At 59.4% G+C, this 15,625-nt stretch carries 10 protein-coding genes; 8 read left to right on the forward strand and 2 right to left on the reverse strand.

Going from position 1 to position 15,625, the window contains the following annotated elements; all coding sequences use genetic code 11:
* Positions 1 to 301: 301 nt before the first annotated feature.
* The 6 genes from ccoG (at position 302) to hemN (ending at position 7,350) form a co-directional block, all read left to right on the forward strand.
* Complete coding sequence (gene ccoG, locus AC0IXA_RS24945) at positions 302 to 1,717, forward strand: cytochrome c oxidase accessory protein CcoG (protein WP_041479087.1); 1,416 nt, start codon at positions 302 to 304, stop codon at positions 1,715 to 1,717.
* 13 nt (positions 1,718 to 1,730) lie between these two features.
* Positions 1,731 to 2,270, forward strand: a complete 540-nt coding sequence (locus AC0IXA_RS24950) for a FixH family protein (RefSeq protein WP_056784237.1) — start codon at positions 1,731 to 1,733, stop codon at positions 2,268 to 2,270.
* A 137-nt stretch (positions 2,271 to 2,407) separates the two neighbouring features.
* Positions 2,408 to 4,858, forward strand: a complete 2,451-nt coding sequence (locus AC0IXA_RS24955) for a heavy metal translocating P-type ATPase (RefSeq protein ID WP_471814695.1) — start codon at positions 2,408 to 2,410, stop codon at positions 4,856 to 4,858.
* 23 nt (positions 4,859 to 4,881) lie between these two features.
* On the forward strand, positions 4,882 to 5,094 hold the full coding sequence (ccoS, locus tag AC0IXA_RS24960; RefSeq protein ID WP_039763029.1) for a cbb3-type cytochrome oxidase assembly protein CcoS: 213 nt from the start codon (positions 4,882 to 4,884) through the stop codon (positions 5,092 to 5,094).
* Positions 5,087 to 5,770: a sulfite exporter TauE/SafE family protein gene (locus AC0IXA_RS24965; RefSeq protein ID WP_041479091.1), complete on the forward strand. Its 684-nt coding sequence runs from the start codon at positions 5,087 to 5,089 to the stop codon at positions 5,768 to 5,770. Before ccoS ends, AC0IXA_RS24965 begins: the two co-directional genes overlap by 8 nt.
* Before the next feature lie 197 nt (positions 5,771 to 5,967).
* Positions 5,968 to 7,350: an oxygen-independent coproporphyrinogen III oxidase gene (gene hemN, locus AC0IXA_RS24970; RefSeq protein WP_341637978.1), complete on the forward strand. Its 1,383-nt coding sequence runs from the start codon at positions 5,968 to 5,970 to the stop codon at positions 7,348 to 7,350.
* On the opposite strand, the gene AC0IXA_RS24975 is transcribed toward hemN, so the two are convergent.
* Positions 7,347 to 7,829, reverse strand: a complete 483-nt coding sequence (locus AC0IXA_RS24975; RefSeq protein WP_016773866.1) for a hypothetical protein — start codon at positions 7,827 to 7,829, stop codon at positions 7,347 to 7,349. The two genes, hemN and AC0IXA_RS24975, sit on opposite strands and share 4 nt — an antisense overlap.
* A 154-nt stretch (positions 7,830 to 7,983) precedes the next feature.
* Between AC0IXA_RS24975 and fnr the strand changes: the two genes are divergently transcribed.
* Together fnr and AC0IXA_RS24985 are read left to right on the forward strand one after the other, a co-directional pair.
* Complete coding sequence (fnr, locus tag AC0IXA_RS24980; protein ID WP_016773865.1) at positions 7,984 to 8,718, forward strand: fumarate/nitrate reduction transcriptional regulator Fnr; 735 nt, start codon at positions 7,984 to 7,986, stop codon at positions 8,716 to 8,718.
* Positions 8,719 to 8,793: 75 nt separating this feature from the next.
* On the forward strand, positions 8,794 to 9,342 hold the full coding sequence (locus tag AC0IXA_RS24985) for an adenine phosphoribosyltransferase (RefSeq protein WP_341637980.1): 549 nt from the start codon (positions 8,794 to 8,796) through the stop codon (positions 9,340 to 9,342).
* A gap of 213 nt (positions 9,343 to 9,555) precedes the next feature.
* Here AC0IXA_RS24985 and AC0IXA_RS24990 read toward each other — a convergent pair whose 3' ends face one another.
* On the reverse strand, positions 9,556 to 15,606 hold the full coding sequence (locus AC0IXA_RS24990) for an SET domain-containing protein-lysine N-methyltransferase (RefSeq protein ID WP_341637981.1): 6,051 nt from the start codon (positions 15,604 to 15,606) through the stop codon (positions 9,556 to 9,558).
* Positions 15,607 to 15,625 lie beyond the last annotated feature (19 nt).

A 15,625-nucleotide genomic window follows, 5' to 3' on the forward strand; every position in this document is an offset into this window, starting at 1 on the left:
GAAGTGGCAACGACGGACGATTTGTCGTTCAACTTGCGACATCGACGGTTGTTGCTTGGACAAGCGATTGAAAAGATGAACTAGCCGCTTCGGCAAAACCGTCCATACTCAACAAGTCAATTGATCTGCGTCAGGCTTTTGCGCAATCGCTACACCATCCGCATTTTTTACCCAACGCGACCAAAGGTCGCACCCTTGAGCCAGAGCGGCAGGCGTATCATCACGCTACTGCAACAGCCCTTTTTGACTTCGGTTGGCACGTATCGACCGAGGCATTTTTCCACTGCCGTGGGATGCAATGATGAGCAATCAGATTCCGGTACACGACGTCACGCCGCCGAGCAAGAACGCGAACAACAGCGTCGATCTTTATGCCTCACGAGAAAAAATCTACACCCGTGCCTTCACCGGCCTGTTCCGCAATCTGCGGATGCTCGGCGGTGCGGCGTTGTTTCTGCTGTATTTCGGCACGGTGTGGCTGAACTGGGGCGGTCACCAGGCGGTGTGGTGGAACCTGCCGGAGCGCAAGTTCTTCATCTTCGGCGCGACATTCTGGCCACAGGATTTCATCCTGCTCTCGGGGCTGTTGATCATTGCCGCGTTCGGCCTGTTCTTCATCACTGTCTATGCCGGGCGCGTCTGGTGTGGTTATACCTGCCCGCAGAGTGTGTGGACGTGGATTTTCATGTGGTGCGAAAAGGTCACCGAAGGCGACCGCAACCAGCGGATCAAGCTCGACAAGGCGCCGATGAGCGCCAACAAATTCCTGCGCAAGCTGGCCAAGCACTCGCTGTGGCTGCTGATCGGTTTTGTCACCGGCATGACCTTTGTCGGTTACTTCTCGCCGATCCGCGAACTGGTCATCGAATTCTTCACCGGTCAGGCCGATGGCTGGTCGTATTTCTGGGTCGGTTTTTTCACCCTCGCCACGTACGGCAATGCCGGCTGGTTGCGTGAGCAGGTGTGCATCTACATGTGCCCGTATGCGCGCTTCCAGAGCGTGATGTTCGACAAGGACACGCTGATCGTTTCCTACGACCCGCGCCGTGGTGAAAGCCGTGGGCCGCGCAAGAAAGGCATCGATTACAAGGCGCTGGGGCTGGGCGATTGCATTGACTGCACGATGTGCGTGCAGGTCTGCCCGACCGGCATCGACATCCGCGATGGCCTGCAGATCGAGTGCATCGGCTGCGCTGCGTGCATCGATGCCTGCGACAGCATCATGGACAAGATGGATTACCCGCGCGGGCTGATCAGCTACACCACCGAACACAACCTCTCCGGGCAGAAAACCCATAAACTGCGACCGCGCCTGATCGGCTATGCCGTGGTGCTGCTGGCGATGATCAGCCTGTTGGTCGCTGCGTTCTTCATGCGTTCGCTGGTCGGTTTCGACGTCAGCAAAGACCGCGTGCTGTACCGCGAAAACGCTGAAGGCCGGATCGAAAACGTCTACAGCCTGAAGATCATGAACAAGGATCAGCGCGACCACACTTACCTGCTGCAAGCCGAGGGCCTGCCGGACCTGCGCCTGCAAGGCAAGCGCGAGATCAAGGTGGCCGCCGGCGATATCGTCAGCATGCCGGTCGAGTTGTCCAGCGCACCGGAACAACTGCCATCGAGCACCAACGAGGTGAAATTCATCCTCAAGGACGCCGATGACAACAGCGTCCACGTTGAAGCCAAGAGCCGATTCATCGGCCCACAAATCCGTTGAGAGAATTTTGAACATGCCCGCTGCAAACGCCGCAAGTCCCTGGTACAAGCACCTCTGGCCGTGGATCATCATCGCGATTCTGGCCTGCTCGGTGGCCTTGACCCTGTCGATGGTGACCATCGCGGTGAACAACCCGGACAACCTGGTCAACGACAACTATTACGAAGCGGGCAAAGGCATCAACCGTTCACTGGATCGCGAGCTGCTGGCGCAAACCCTGAAGCTGCGTGCGGCGGTGCATCTGGATGACGTGACCGGTGAAGTCGATCTGCGCTTGAACGGTGACAGCCAGCCGCAGACCCTGGAACTGAACCTGATCTCGCCGACCCAGCCGGAAAAGGATCGCAAGATTGTTTTGACCCGCAGTGGCAGCGAGAGCGGGCGCTACATCGGCCAGTTGAGCGACAAGGTTGAAGGGCGACGGTTTGTCGAGTTGCTTGGCAGCCAGGATGAGCACGTGTGGCGCATGTTTGAAGAAGAACTGGTCAGCCATGACAAGGAGCTGCTGCTGGGTGATGAGCCATTGCAGGGTGCGGAAGACCTGAAAAAATAAGCCTTTTACTCTGATCGTTCCCACGCTCTGCGTGGGAACGCAGCCAGGGACGCTCCGCGTCCCAGCCGAAGCGGACGCGGAGCGTCCGGGGAGGCATTCCCACGCGGAGCGTGGGAACGATCATCGGAACGCGCACCATGACCAGCCCAACCCCCTGCTACCACTGCGCCCTGCCCGTCCCGTCCGGCAGCCGCTTCACCGCCGTCGTCCTCGGGCAGGCCCGCGAGTTCTGCTGCCCGGGCTGTCAGGCGGTGGCCGAAGCCATCGTCGCCGGTGGTCTGGAAAGCTATTACCAGCACCGCAGCGAAGCCTCGGCCAATCCCGAAGCGCTGCCGGTGCAACTGAGCGATGAACTGGCGCTGTACGACCGCGCCGACGTGCAGCAACCGTTCGTGCGCCACGAAGGCGATCTGGCCGAAACCACCCTGTTGATGGAAGGCATCAGTTGCGCCGCTTGCGGCTGGCTGATCGAGAAACACCTGCGGACCCTGCCCGCCGTCGCCGAAGCGCGGTTGAACCTGTCCAACCATCGCTTGCACGTACGTTGGGCCGACTCACAATTGCCGCTGAGCCAGATCCTCGCCGAGCTGCGCCACATTGGTTACGCTGCACACCCGTACCAGGCCGACCGCGCCAGCGAACAACTGGTCAGCGAGAATCGTCTGGCCCTGCGCCAACTCGGCGTCGCCGGTCTGCTGTGGTTTCAGGCGATGATGGCGACCATGGCCACTTGGCCGGAATTCAACATCGATCTGAGCCCGGAGCTGCACACAATCCTGCGCTGGGTCGCGCTGTTTCTCACCACACCCATCGTGTTCTACAGCTGCGCGCCGTTCTTCAAAGGCGCGATGCGCGATTTGCGCACCCGACACCTGACCATGGACGTTTCAGTTTCACTGGCGATCGGCAGTGCTTACATCGCCGGAATCTGGACGTCGATCACCGGGGTCGGCGAGCTGTACTTCGATGCGGTCGGCATGTTCGCGCTGTTTTTGCTCGCCGGGCGTTATCTGGAACGCCGCGCCCGCGAACGCACCGCTGCCGCCACTGCGCAACTGGTCAACCTGTTGCCGGCCTCGTGCCTGCGCCTGGATAGCGATGGCCAGAGCGAACGCATCCTGCTCAGCGAGTTGCGCGTGGGCGAGCGGATTCTGGTGCAGCCGGGCTCGATTCTGCCGGCTGACGGCAAGATCATCGACGGCCAGTCGAGCATCGACGAATCGCTGCTGACCGGCGAATACCTGCCACAGCCACGCACGCTCGGTGATGCGGTCACTGCGGGCACGCTCAACGTCGAAGGCGCATTGACCGTCGAAGTGCAGGCGCTGGGACAGGACACGCGTCTCTCCGCGATCGTGCGCCTTCTCGATCGCGCTCAGGCGGAGAAACCGCGTCTGGCGGAAATCGCCGACCGCGCCGCGCAATGGTTTTTGCTGCTGTCGCTGATTGCTGCGGCAGTGATCGGCCTGCTGTGGTGGCAGCTGGACCCAGCGCGGGCGTTCTGGATCGTCCTCGCCATGTTGGTGGCGACCTGCCCCTGCGCGCTGTCGCTGGCGACGCCGACCGCCCTCACCGCCGCCACCGGCACCCTGCACAAACTCGGCCTGCTGCTGACCCGCGGTCATGTGCTGGAAGGCTTGAACCAGATCGACACGGTGATCTTCGACAAGACCGGCACGCTCACTGAAGGTCGCTTGGTGCTGCGCTCGATTCGCCCGCTCGGCAGGCTCGACAGCGAGCAATGCCTGAGCCTCGCCGCTGCGCTGGAAAACCGTTCGGAACACCCGATCGCTCGCGCTTTCGGCCGTGCGCCGCTGGCCGCCGAGGACGTACACAGCACACCGGGGCTGGGCCTGGAAGGCGTGGTCGGTGAGCAACGCTTGCGCATCGGTCAGGCCGAATTTGCCTGCGCCCTGAGCGGCGCGGCACTGCCGTCAATGCCTGATGAAGCCGGACAATGGTTGCTGCTCGCTGACACCCACGGGCCGCTGGCGTGGCTGGTGCTCGATGATCGTCTGCGTGACGACGCTCCCGCTCTGCTCGCGGCCTGCAAGGCGCGGGGCTGGCGCACCTTGTTGTTGTCCGGCGACAGTTCGCCGATGGTCGCCAGTGTCGCCGCCGAACTGGGCATCGACGAGGCCCGTGGCGGCTTGCGCCCCGATGACAAACTGCAAGTGCTGCAACAACTGCACAAGGAAGGACGCAAAGTGTTGATGCTTGGTGACGGCGTCAACGACGTGCCGGTACTGGCTGCGGCCGATATCAGCGTGGCCATGGGCTCGGCCACCGATCTGGCGAAAACCAGCGCCGATGCGGTGTTGCTGTCCAACCGCCTCGACGCCCTGGTGCAAGCATTTACACTGGCGCGACGCACGCGCCGGGTAATCATCGAAAACCTGCTGTGGGCAGCGCTGTACAATGGCCTCATGTTGCCGTTCGCCGCCCTCGGCTGGATCACTCCGGTGTGGGCGGCGGTCGGCATGTCGATCAGTTCGCTGACCGTGGTGCTCAACGCCCTGCGCCTGACTCGCCTGCCGAGCGCGCCGGCCGCCGGCAGCACGCCCCAAACCCGTCCGCTGCCGGCCTGAGCCGCGCGGGCCTGGAGTTACCGATGCCAGCTCTCTATGTGATGATTCCCGCTGCCTTGCTGATCGTCGCCATCGCCGTGTACATCTTCTTCTGGGCGGTGGACAGCGGTCAGTACGATGACCTCGACGGCCCGGCGCACAGCATCCTTTTTGACGATCAGGATCCGAACCACACCGCTGCGGTGGACGAAGCCAACGCCGGCAAACCGGACGACAAGGCGCCGCCCCATGCTTGAACTGGCGCCCCTGCTGGTCTCGGCGCTGATTCTCGGCCTGCTTGGTGGCGGCCATTGTCTGGGCATGTGCGGCGGCCTGATGGGCGCGCTGACCCTGGCGATTCCCAAAGAGCAGCGCAGCCGGCGCTTTCGTCTGTTGCTGGCGTATAACCTCGGGCGGATTCTCAGTTATGCCACGGCGGGATTGCTCATCGGCCTCGCCGGCTGGGCCGTCGCCAACAGCCCGGCGGCGCTGTTCATGCGCGTACTGGCCGGGTTGCTGCTGATTGCCATGGGCTTGTACCTGGCCGGTTGGTGGAGCGGGTTGACGCGTATCGAAGCGCTCGGGCGTGGTTTGTGGCGCTTTATTCAACCGGTGGCGAATCGCTTGCTGCCGGTTTCCAGCCTGCCACGTGCCTTGCTGCTCGGTGCGCTGTGGGGATGGCTGCCGTGCGGGCTGGTTTACAGCACCTTGCTGTGGAGCGCGAGTCAGGGCAATGCGCTGGACAGTGCGTTGCTGATGCTCGCTTTCGGCCTCGGCACCTGGCCGGTGCTGCTCGCCACCGGGCTGGCGGCTGAACGGGTGACCGCGATCTTGCGCAAACGCAGCGTGCGCATGGCGGGCGGGTTGTTGGTGATTCTGTTCGGCTTATGGACCCTTCCCGGCCCGCATCAGCATTGGCTTATGGGCCATTAAGTGTGTGGCGCGGCCTTCGCGAGCAGGCTCGCTCCCACAGGTCTTGAGTACGCTGCAAATCCAATGTGGGAGCGAGCCTGCTCGCGAAGACGCCCGCACGAACAACACAAATCCTCGCCGTTGATGCAAATCAAGATGCCCTGTAACGCCCTCCCCTAGACTCGCCACACTGCCAGCCTATCCGGGGGAATGCCCGCATGCTCGACGCCATTCGTTGGGACTCTGATCTGATCCGCCGCTACGATCTGGCGGGGCCACGCTACACCTCGTACCCGACCGCCGTGCAATTTCACGGTCAGGTCGGCACTTTCGACCTGTTCCACGCCCTGCGCGACAGCCGCAAGGCGCAGCGGCCGCTGTCGCTGTACGTGCATGTGCCGTTCTGCGCGAACATTTGCTACTACTGCGCCTGCAACAAGGTCATCACCAAGGATCGCGGCCGTGCGCAGCCGTATCTGCAACGGCTCGAGCAGGAAATCCAGTTGATTGCCTGTCACCTCGACTCGGCGCAAACCGTCGAGCAACTGCATTTCGGTGGCGGCACACCGACCTTTCTCAGCCACGACGAGTTGCGTCAGTTGATGGCGCACCTGCGCAAGCATTTCAATCTGCTCAACGATGACTCGGGCGATTACGGCATTGAAATCGACCCGCGCGAAGCCGACTGGTCGACCATGGGCCTGCTGCGCGAACTGGGTTTCAACCGGGTCAGCATTGGCCTGCAGGATCTTGACCCGGCGGTGCAGCGTGCGGTCAATCGCCTGCAAAGTCTGGAAGAAACCCGCGCGGTGATCGATGCGGCGCGAACCCTGCAATTTCGCTCGATCAACATTGATCTGATCTACGGCCTGCCAAAGCAGACACCGGACAATTTCGCCCGCACCGTCGAGGAAGTGATCAGTCTGCAACCGGATCGCCTCTCGGTATTCAACTACGCGCACCTGCCGGAACGCTTCATGCCGCAACGGCGGATCAACAGCAGCGACTTGCCGAGCCCGGCGCACAAGCTGGAAATGCTCCAGCGCACCATTGAGCAACTGACCGCTGCCGGCTACCGCTACATCGGCATGGACCACTTCGCCTTGCCTGATGACGAACTGGCCATCGCTCAGGAAGAGCAGACCCTGCAACGCAATTTCCAGGGTTACACCACCCACGGCCATTGCGACCTGATTGGTCTGGGCGTGTCGGCGATCAGCCAGATTGGTGATTTGTACTGCCAGAACAGCAGCGACCTCAACGCGTATCAGAACAGCCTGGCCAGCGCGCAGCTGGCGACCAGTCGCGGCCTGGTGTGCAACGCCGACGACCGCTTGCGCCGTGCAGTCATTCAGCAGCTGATCTGCAATTTCAAACTTGAGTTCGCCGAGATCGAGCAGCAGTTCAACATCGATTTTCAAGGCTACTTCGGCGCGCTGTGGCCGCAGTTGCAAGGTATGGCCGAGGATGGCCTGATCAGGCTCGAGCGCGAGCGCATCGAGGTGCTGCCGGCTGGCCGATTGCTGGTGCGCTCGGTGTGCATGGTTTTCGATGCGTACCTGGAGCAGCAGAACCGCCAGCGTTTCTCGCGAGTGATTTAAGGCTTGGTCAGCAACGAGCCGACCTTGAGGTTCTGATCAGGGTTGAGCGCCGACTGGTTCATGACTTTCGACAAGGAAAGGTTGGCGGTGATCAGGCCGCTGTTGAGGGCGGCGATGGCGCCACGTAATGCGGCGAGCTTGTTGATCTTTTCCTCGTTGGAGAGGGTTCTGTCTGACATGACCGCCGCCATGCGGGCTTTTTTCTCGATGATTTCTTTTTGGATCTTGCGAATCATCTTCAGCAACTGCTGGATGTTCTCCGGCAAGCCACTGTTGTCGATGTCACTGTTTTCGCCGCCGACAGCGGCGGATTTGGCGATGGCCGCGCCGGACAGCGACACTTTGACGCCCTCGACCAAAGTCGGGGTTGCCGTATTCGACAAGGCGTCGTCGCGGTCGATTGCAGCGTCGGGACCGGTTACCTCCGGCGAAGCAGCAATACCGCTGCTACCGGGGCTTAGCGTGCCAATGGCGGTCATCTGGGCCTTCCTTGGATGAGTACTGATAGTGGGTTATCGGCCGCAGCTGCTGCGGCTTTATGTCTGTAGGACAACGCCGCCGCGTGCTGGCCTGAATGTCCTTCCGTGGGTTACCCTTACGGCTTATGTGTGTTTTCCCACAAGGATTGAAGAAATGTCCGAGCCAGTCAAACTGCGCGCTCACAACCAGGCCCACTGCAAGGATTGCAGCCTGGCCCCGCTCTGCCTGCCACTTTCTCTGAATCTGGAAGACATGGATGCGCTCGACGAAATCGTTAAACGCGGCCGCCCGCTGAAGAAGGGCGAGTTCCTGTTCCGCCAGGGCGACACCTTTGATTCCGTTTATGCAGTCCGCTCCGGCGCGCTGAAAACCTTCAGCCTGAGCGATGCCGGCGAAGAACAGCTGACCGGCTTCCACCTGCCGAGCGAACTGGTTGGCCTGTCGGGCATGGACACCGAAAAACACCCGGTCTCGGCCCAGGCGCTGGAAACCACTTCGGTCTGCGAAATTCCCTTCGAACGCCTCGACGAACTCGCGCTGCAATTACCACAACTGCGCCGCCAGTTGATGCGGGTGATGAGCCGCGAGATTCGCGACGATCAGCAAATGATGCTGCTGCTGTCGAAGAAGACCGCCGACGAGCGCATCGCTACTTTTCTGGTCAACCTGTCAGCCCGCTTCCGCGCTCGCGGCTTCTCGGCCAACCAGTTCCGCCTGAGCATGTCGCGCAATGAAATCGGCAATTACCTGGGCCTGGCGGTGGAAACCGTGTCGCGGGTGTTCACCCGTTTCCAGCAGAACGAGCTGATTGCCGCCGAGGGCAAAGAGATTCACATCCTCGACCCGATCCAGCTGTGTGCGCTGGCCGGCGGCTCGATCGAAGGCTGATCACGACCCGCGGTTGAGCGAATCGTTTCAGCCGCGGGTATACTGCGCCGTTTGCAGCCCTGCCAGGACACCCCGATGGTCTTCGACTCCTTCGACATCAAATCCCTGATCCGCCCCGTGATCGACTTTCCGAAACCGGGCGTGATCTTTCGCGACATCACCCCATTGTTCCAGTCGCCGACGGCCCTGCGCCTGGTGATGGACAGCTTCGTCCACCGCTACGTCGAAGCCGACTTCACCCACATTGGCGCCATGGATGCCCGTGGCTTCCTGATCGGTTCGGTACTGGCCTATCAGTTGAACAAGCCGCTAGTGCTGTTCCGCAAGCAAGGCAAACTGCCGGCGGACGTGCTCGCCGAAGGTTATGCGACCGAGTACGGCGAAGCGTTTCTGGAAGTGCACGCCGACAGCCTGTGTGAAGGCGATTCGGTGGTGATGTTCGATGACCTGATCGCTACCGGCGGCACGCTGATCGCAGCAGCCAACCTGATTCGCCGCATGGGCGCGCGGGTGCATGAAGCGGCGGCGATCATTGACCTGCCAGAGCTGCAAGGTTCGCAGCGCTTGCAGGACATGGGCATCCCGACGTTTTGCCTGACGCAGTTTGCTTTGACCGATAAATAAGCAGCGTCTGACAGGCCGCTTTCGCGAGCAGGCTCGCTCCCACAGGGGAATGCATTTCAACTGTGGGAGCGAGCCTGCTCGCGAAGAGGCCTTCAACTCCACTGCAAAATCGAAAGCCCTATCTGCGTTCTGATGATCTCGTCCACCACTTCCCTGTCCCGCCGCGTCTTCTTTGATTGCCGGTGCTGACGATCAAACCTGCGAAACTTCAACTCAGCGACCCGGATCCGGCTTGATCGCGATATCAGGCACCGGCTGATAGAACGGCCCATAGTCCAACAACAATTCATCTCCCTTCTTGATATCCGAAAGCGCCACATAGAACGTCAGGTTTTTCCCGACCGAGATGGAGGTGACATTGTTCGACTTCCACACAGGTCCGTTTTTCAGTTGCGAAGTGTTGATCAGGCTCAAGGTATTGCCAGTGTGCAGCCCGCTCACCGTACGCCTCCCCGAACGTGTGCCGAAAATATACGTCAGCACGGCCTCTGAACCTTGCTTGCGTTGCTCTTGAAACAATGACGCCTCTGATGGATGGTATTTGCCCGCATAAGGTCCGAGCACTTCAAATTGGGGAATATCGCGCCGCGCGCAAACGCAAGCGCCGCGGGCCGGCCCATCATCATCCATTGCAGCGACCACTTTCAGGCATTCATCAAATCGGGACTGGTGTTGCCCCTCGGTACGCAGCCAGTCTTTGATCGACGCCTTGATCTGGGTCGACACCCGCTCTTTCGTTGCACTATCGAGGCCGTCAAGCAGACCATTCCAGTAGGCGATACGGATCTCATCAATGGGCCCTTCAAGTGACCGGGTCAAGCTGAGTCTCGGGTTCGCCGGATCCTGCAGAATCGGCAGCGTATTGTCGATCTGGTGGCGACGTAACGGTCGAGAACCTCCGGGCACGATTTCGACCACGTCGGGCTCGACTGCCGAGGACGGGCCGGGGATTTCTGCGTCCTGTGGCGGATCTTCGAATCTGCTCCGCCTGGCAGATTTCAGCGGAGGGTCGAGAGGGTCGGACGCCGGTCGTTTTCGTGTCGTATCCGCCTGCTCAGCGGCAGCGTGCTGTGCACGATCGAGGCGGCTCACAGCCGCCTCTTTCAGGGAACCGTCACCGTCGACAAACCGCCCCCAACTGACCGGATTGAACTGGTGTTGACGCATGAACTGCGCGGAAGTTACCGAGTTATCGGCCTTCCCGAGCTGCGTGCGCCATTGGCGTAAATGGTCATCGGTGATCAAGTTATAGGTGCGACCAGCCAGCCGGTTCAGCAGCGCCTCGCCGTCGGGTCCCAAGCTGCCATTTCGCCGCACATACGATCGGAATGTTCCGGGATTGAGATGGTGAAGACCGGCGTAACCTTGCAGGGTCATTGCATCACGAGCCTGCTGCGTCATGCCTTGCCAGCGACGAATGTTGACTTCGCTCACCTCATTGAAAGGCAAAGCAGCGAGACGATCACGCACAATCACGCCAGCAGCGCTCAACTGACCTTCGGGCTGCACGTAATACTCAAAGGTTTTGGGCGCGAGATTATGCCTGTGGGCAAATCCCTTGCGGGTAATTTCCAACTGTTCCTCGGGCGGTAACGCCTCCCAGGCCCGCAGGTGCTCAGCCGTGATGGTCTGTTTTTTCGCTCCCGCATCCGTTTCTGTTCCAACTGAAGGTGACGTGGTGTTTGCACCTGCCCGATCCAGACGTCGCCGCGTTTTATCTTTTAATGAACCATTGGCCTTGACGTAATTTGTCCAGTTTAGCGGGTTGAGTCTGTTGCGACTGACGAACTGCTCTGCTGTAACGGAGTTGTCCGCACTGGCAAACAGCGTGCTCCATTGACGTAGATGCTCATCAGTAATCGGGTTGTAGGTGCCTCCTCCTGCCTTGAACAGCAGAGCTTCACCCATTGATGTCACGCGCCCATCCGTCTGCAGGTAATTTTTAAGTGTGCTCGGATGGAGATGGTACTGACCGGCGAATCCCTCCAGGGTCGTTACGTCTCGCATTTGCGCCGTCATGCCTCGCCAGGTCTGGATGTGCATGGCGGTGACCTTATTGAAAGGCGTGCTCGCTGGGCGGTCACGCACAAGAACACCAGTGGTGCTTAGCTGGCCGTCAGGTTGTACGTAGTAGTCAAAGGTTTTCAGGCTGAGGTGGTGCTGTTGGGCAAAGCCCTGCGGGCCGAGTTTGCGCTGTTCCTCGGGCGCCAAGGCCTCCCAGGCGCGCAAATGCTCGCCAGTGATCACGTTCCTGCGTACACCGGGCGCCTGAACGGGAGGCAGCTGGTGGGAGGGCTGCGCACGTTGCAGACGTTGCGCGGTCGCCTCCCTCAAGGAACCATCGGGTTTGACCTGAAATTTCCACAGATTGGGATTCAGCCCGTGCTGACGCAGGAACGCCTCTTGAGTGACCGAGCCATCCGCTTGCGCCAGGAGCCTGCTCCACTGGCGTATATGCTCATCGGTAATCGTGTTGTAGGAACCTCCAGCGAATCTGAATAATAGGGATTCGCCGCTGGGCGTCAAAACACCGTTGGGCCGTATGTAAGTTCTGAACGTATTGAGATTGACATGGTGATGCGCGGCAAATCCGTCTGTGGTCATTGCATCCCGCGCCTGCTGAGTCATGTTTTGCCAGCTGCGGATGTGCACTTCGTTGATCTCATTGAAGGGGGCGTCAGCCGGACGATCACGCACCAGCACACCTGTAGCGCTCAACTGGCCGTCAGGCTGCACACAGTGCTCGAAGGTTTTTACGGACAAATGATGCTCCCGGGCAAATCCCTTTCGGGTCAGCCGCAGCTGTTCCTCGGATGACAAGGCCTGCCAGGTTTGCAGATCGGCAGCGGAAATTCTCTGTATGTTGCCTTGTCCCGTGCGGGCAGCTGCCGGGCTGGCCCGTGCGAGACGTCGCACGGCCGCCTCCTTCAACGAGCCATTGTGGTTGACGTATTTTGCCCAATGTCGTGGATCGAGCCTGTGCTGCATCTGGAACTGATTTGCCGTGAGTGAGTTGGCCGGTTGCTCGAGCATCACTTTCCACTGAACCAGATGAGCATCGGTAATTTTGTCATACGTGCCACCACCCGCCCGGAACATCAGCGATTCGCCCATAGGCCCGAGGCTGCCATCCAAACGGACATAACTTCTGAACGAACGCGGATTAAGGTGGTGATAAGCGGCAAACCCGTCCATGGTCATGGCATCACGCGCCAGCTGTGTCATGTTCTGCCAACTCTGGATCCGCGTTGCAGTGATCTCATTGAAAGGTGTTCCGGCGGCGCGGTCACGCAGGAGCACGCCGGTTTCACTCAGTTGGCCATCAGCGTTCACGTAATGTTCAAAGGTTTTTACGGAGAGGCGATTCTGCCGTGCGAAGCCCTGCCGGGTAAGTCTCGACTGCTCCTCGACTGGTAATGCCTCCCAGGTGCGCAAATGTTCGGCGGTTATTTCCCCCCCACCGGGCACACCCAGGCGTTGCCATTGGTCGCCCTGAAGATGCTGCACGAGCAGCTCGGTTTGCCGGTTTTCGTGATAGACCCGCGCCTGAAGAAAACCGTCTTCCGTACGCGCGATCTGCCGCACCTCGTAAACAGCGGCTCTCCCGCGGTGATCTGTATGACGAATGTGGGACAGGTGCCCGTCGGCTGCAACATACACACCTTGAGTGTTACGCGTGAGTCCGGCGATGCGTGACTCGGGAACGGCGAAACGACCGTAGCGCTTATGGCTCAGCGCCTGCGCCTGGCCGATGTGCGCAGTCGACACATGACCTGCAACAGCCTGAGTCGCGACGTTGAATTGGTCCAGCGCACTGCCGAAAGGCCTCATGGAATCGGCGTCAAAGGCATACCAATGTCCGCCCCTTAGGACCGCAGCGACCTCCAACTTCTGTCCCGCTACATTCAACCCCCCGATCGCCGCAGCGTCGTACTGTTTGCTCACCGCTTTCAAGACATCGTAACTGGCGGCCGCCCCCCTGAGTCTGTTGATCGCTCTGGCGCCTTTGGACACTACGTACAAGCCGCCAACGCCGACAAGTCTGGCCAAATCTCCCAATCCACTGACGGGATTGAGCATTTCTATGGCCGACACACCGATGACGTTGACCGACCTCAGTACCCTGGCTCCGGCAGAAACGGCAGTACGTCCGATCTTGAGAAGTTTTCCGGCAGTTGCAGCGCCAGCAGTGAGAAATCCGAATACGTCCACCAGCAGATCAAATGCTGCCTCGCCATAACTGCCGGCCTTAAGATTGACTATCGCAGAACGGAAAGGAATCAGGTTCAGCAGAAAATCGTTCAAGGGCCTGGGAGCGAAATACGCATCTAACGGGGTTTGCCCGCGTGCCAATTGTTTTATTGCAGGATCATCGAGATCAAGGTGCTGGAGAAATACATCGGCAATGCAACGGGCCCGAGCGCTGTGGAAGCTGTTCAACAGCGAGTCGTTCGAAGATCGCTCGTGATCGAGATCATTTCCGGTGTCTCTTGGTTTAAGCTCTTTGGTCGCAAAGTATTTGTTGGCATCTCTTGATTGCCTGCTCTTCGCTCTGTACAGGTTCGCCTGTGCAATCGTACCTTTCTCGAAATTGATCTCGTACGCTTGAAAGTTTCCGCGCAACTCGGTTCTGAGGAGCAGCCAAGGCTCTTTTTGTTCCGGACTATTATTGAAAAAACCGTCGGATGTATACGAAGTTTCCTGGAAGAAGGTGAGTTTTGCGAATTGCAGAGTCTTCCTGTCTGCCAATGGAAGCTGCGCGATCATGTGCCTGATCGTTGTAGCGACGGCAGATTTTTTTTCTCTGATTGCAGTGGCGAACTGCTCTTCGAAAACCGCCAGTACGCCAAATGTCGGATTATCGTTTACAGCGTCTAGCGGGAGGCGAGCGTCGCTTGACGTGAGGGGCCGCAGATTGGGCAGGTCCATCATCGCGTAATCTAGAAGCGAATGAGTCCCGGCGAATCCTCTTTGGCCGCTCTCCCCTCGATAGATATCTGTACTGAGCGCCTTCACTTCAAACAGCGCGCCTAGATCACCGAATCGGTTCTTCAGGATTGTCAGTGCGATTTCTCTGCGCGTTGGTAGCTCCCGGGTCAGTATGCTGGAGGCAGTAAGCCGCTCATCAAGTTGTGCGTTGAATGCGTTTCTCGCCGCTTCAAGCGTCGCGACCGTGTACGTATCATCGTTGGTTTTTTTTATCACTCCGTTGGCTATTGCCCAATCCAGTACCGAAACTGTCTGGGTGCGTTGAGTGGCGGCGGTATCGATCTCGCGAAATTGATCAGCATCACTCATGACCTGAGCGAACGTCATGTCGAGAACCTTGCCCGGGTGCAAAGCCTCTATCGTCATTGCCGCGATCGTCACGTTGGCCCAGGCCTGACTGCCGATGGTTACATTAGGAGGAATCTTCTGAATCAACAGAGACGGGGCAATTCTGGCAATCAGGATGCGGGCACCGACTTGTGCCATTGCGGCGCTGGTGCGACCTGTCGATCTCAAGTGCTCAGCAAGACCATCCACGACCGCGCGAGGAGCCTCTCCCCAATACTGTTCACTGGCCAGATCAAAACCAGCGATTTTATTGCGATCGGGGGCGAAGATTGATTCAGGATCCATCTGCAGAGCAATTCCGGCCAGCAGGTAATCCGTGACGCTGCTATCGCTTTCCATGCCCTGCATTTTATGTTGCAGCGCTTTGCCCATCAGCTGCCCTTGTGGAGAACCGACCAACGCTTCCAGCATCTTCGCCGGCTCATGCTGCGCCATTATGGGGATGGGGTCGAAATAGTTCAGGAACTCCAGTACACCGCCTTTGGTTTGCATGACCAGCGGCTGATCGCCCAAATGGTGTTGATGGCTCATTGTGACAAGACGCAAGCGGCGCTGCTCGTCCGTGCTCAAGGGAATCGACCATGACAACGCTCCTCCGAGATTGCCCAAGGGGCGCAACTCGGCGCTGGCGGTTTTGGCGAGGTCGGGAGGTAACGCAATATCCCCACTTGATCCCTCAAGGGTGGTCAATGACTCGACTTTGTCGGCTGGTGGGTGCGCGTGGTTATCAGATGTACTGGCCACAAACGGAAGATGTGTGGGCGCTGGGGTAATGCCGGTCATGAAAAATACCTGTCCTTGGTAAAAAGTCATCCTGCTGTACTGCTCTTGGGGAATGTAACTGCCGGTCCGTGATGCAGTCACCCCGCCTTCGCGGCGAATTTGATTCAAATTATCTTCGCAGTCCCTCCGGGCGAGCTTGCTCACAAGCAGCCCTCACGCTTTG

Source organism: Pseudomonas sp. AC083 (genome assembly GCF_979253165.1).

Bases quoted from the DNA above. Each gene is read 5' to 3' on its own strand.
- ccoG (WP_041479087.1), top strand. From the start codon at position 302: ATGAGCAATCAGATTCCGGTACACGACGTCACGCCGCCGAGCAAGAAC.
- AC0IXA_RS24950 (WP_056784237.1), top strand. From the start codon at position 1,731: ATGCCCGCTGCAAACGCCGCAAGTCCCTGGTACAAGCACCTCTGGCCG.
- AC0IXA_RS24955 (WP_471814695.1), top strand. From the start codon at position 2,408: ATGACCAGCCCAACCCCCTGCTACCACTGCGCCCTGCCCGTCCCGTCC.
- ccoS (WP_039763029.1), top strand. From the start codon at position 4,882: ATGCCAGCTCTCTATGTGATGATTCCCGCTGCCTTGCTGATCGTCGCC.
- AC0IXA_RS24965 (WP_041479091.1), top strand. From the start codon at position 5,087: ATGCTTGAACTGGCGCCCCTGCTGGTCTCGGCGCTGATTCTCGGCCTG.
- hemN (WP_341637978.1), top strand. From the start codon at position 5,968: ATGCTCGACGCCATTCGTTGGGACTCTGATCTGATCCGCCGCTACGAT.
- AC0IXA_RS24975 (WP_016773866.1), bottom strand. From the start codon at position 7,829: ATGACCGCCATTGGCACGCTAAGCCCCGGTAGCAGCGGTATTGCTGCT.
- fnr (WP_016773865.1), top strand. From the start codon at position 7,984: ATGTCCGAGCCAGTCAAACTGCGCGCTCACAACCAGGCCCACTGCAAG.
- AC0IXA_RS24985 (WP_341637980.1), top strand. From the start codon at position 8,794: ATGGTCTTCGACTCCTTCGACATCAAATCCCTGATCCGCCCCGTGATC.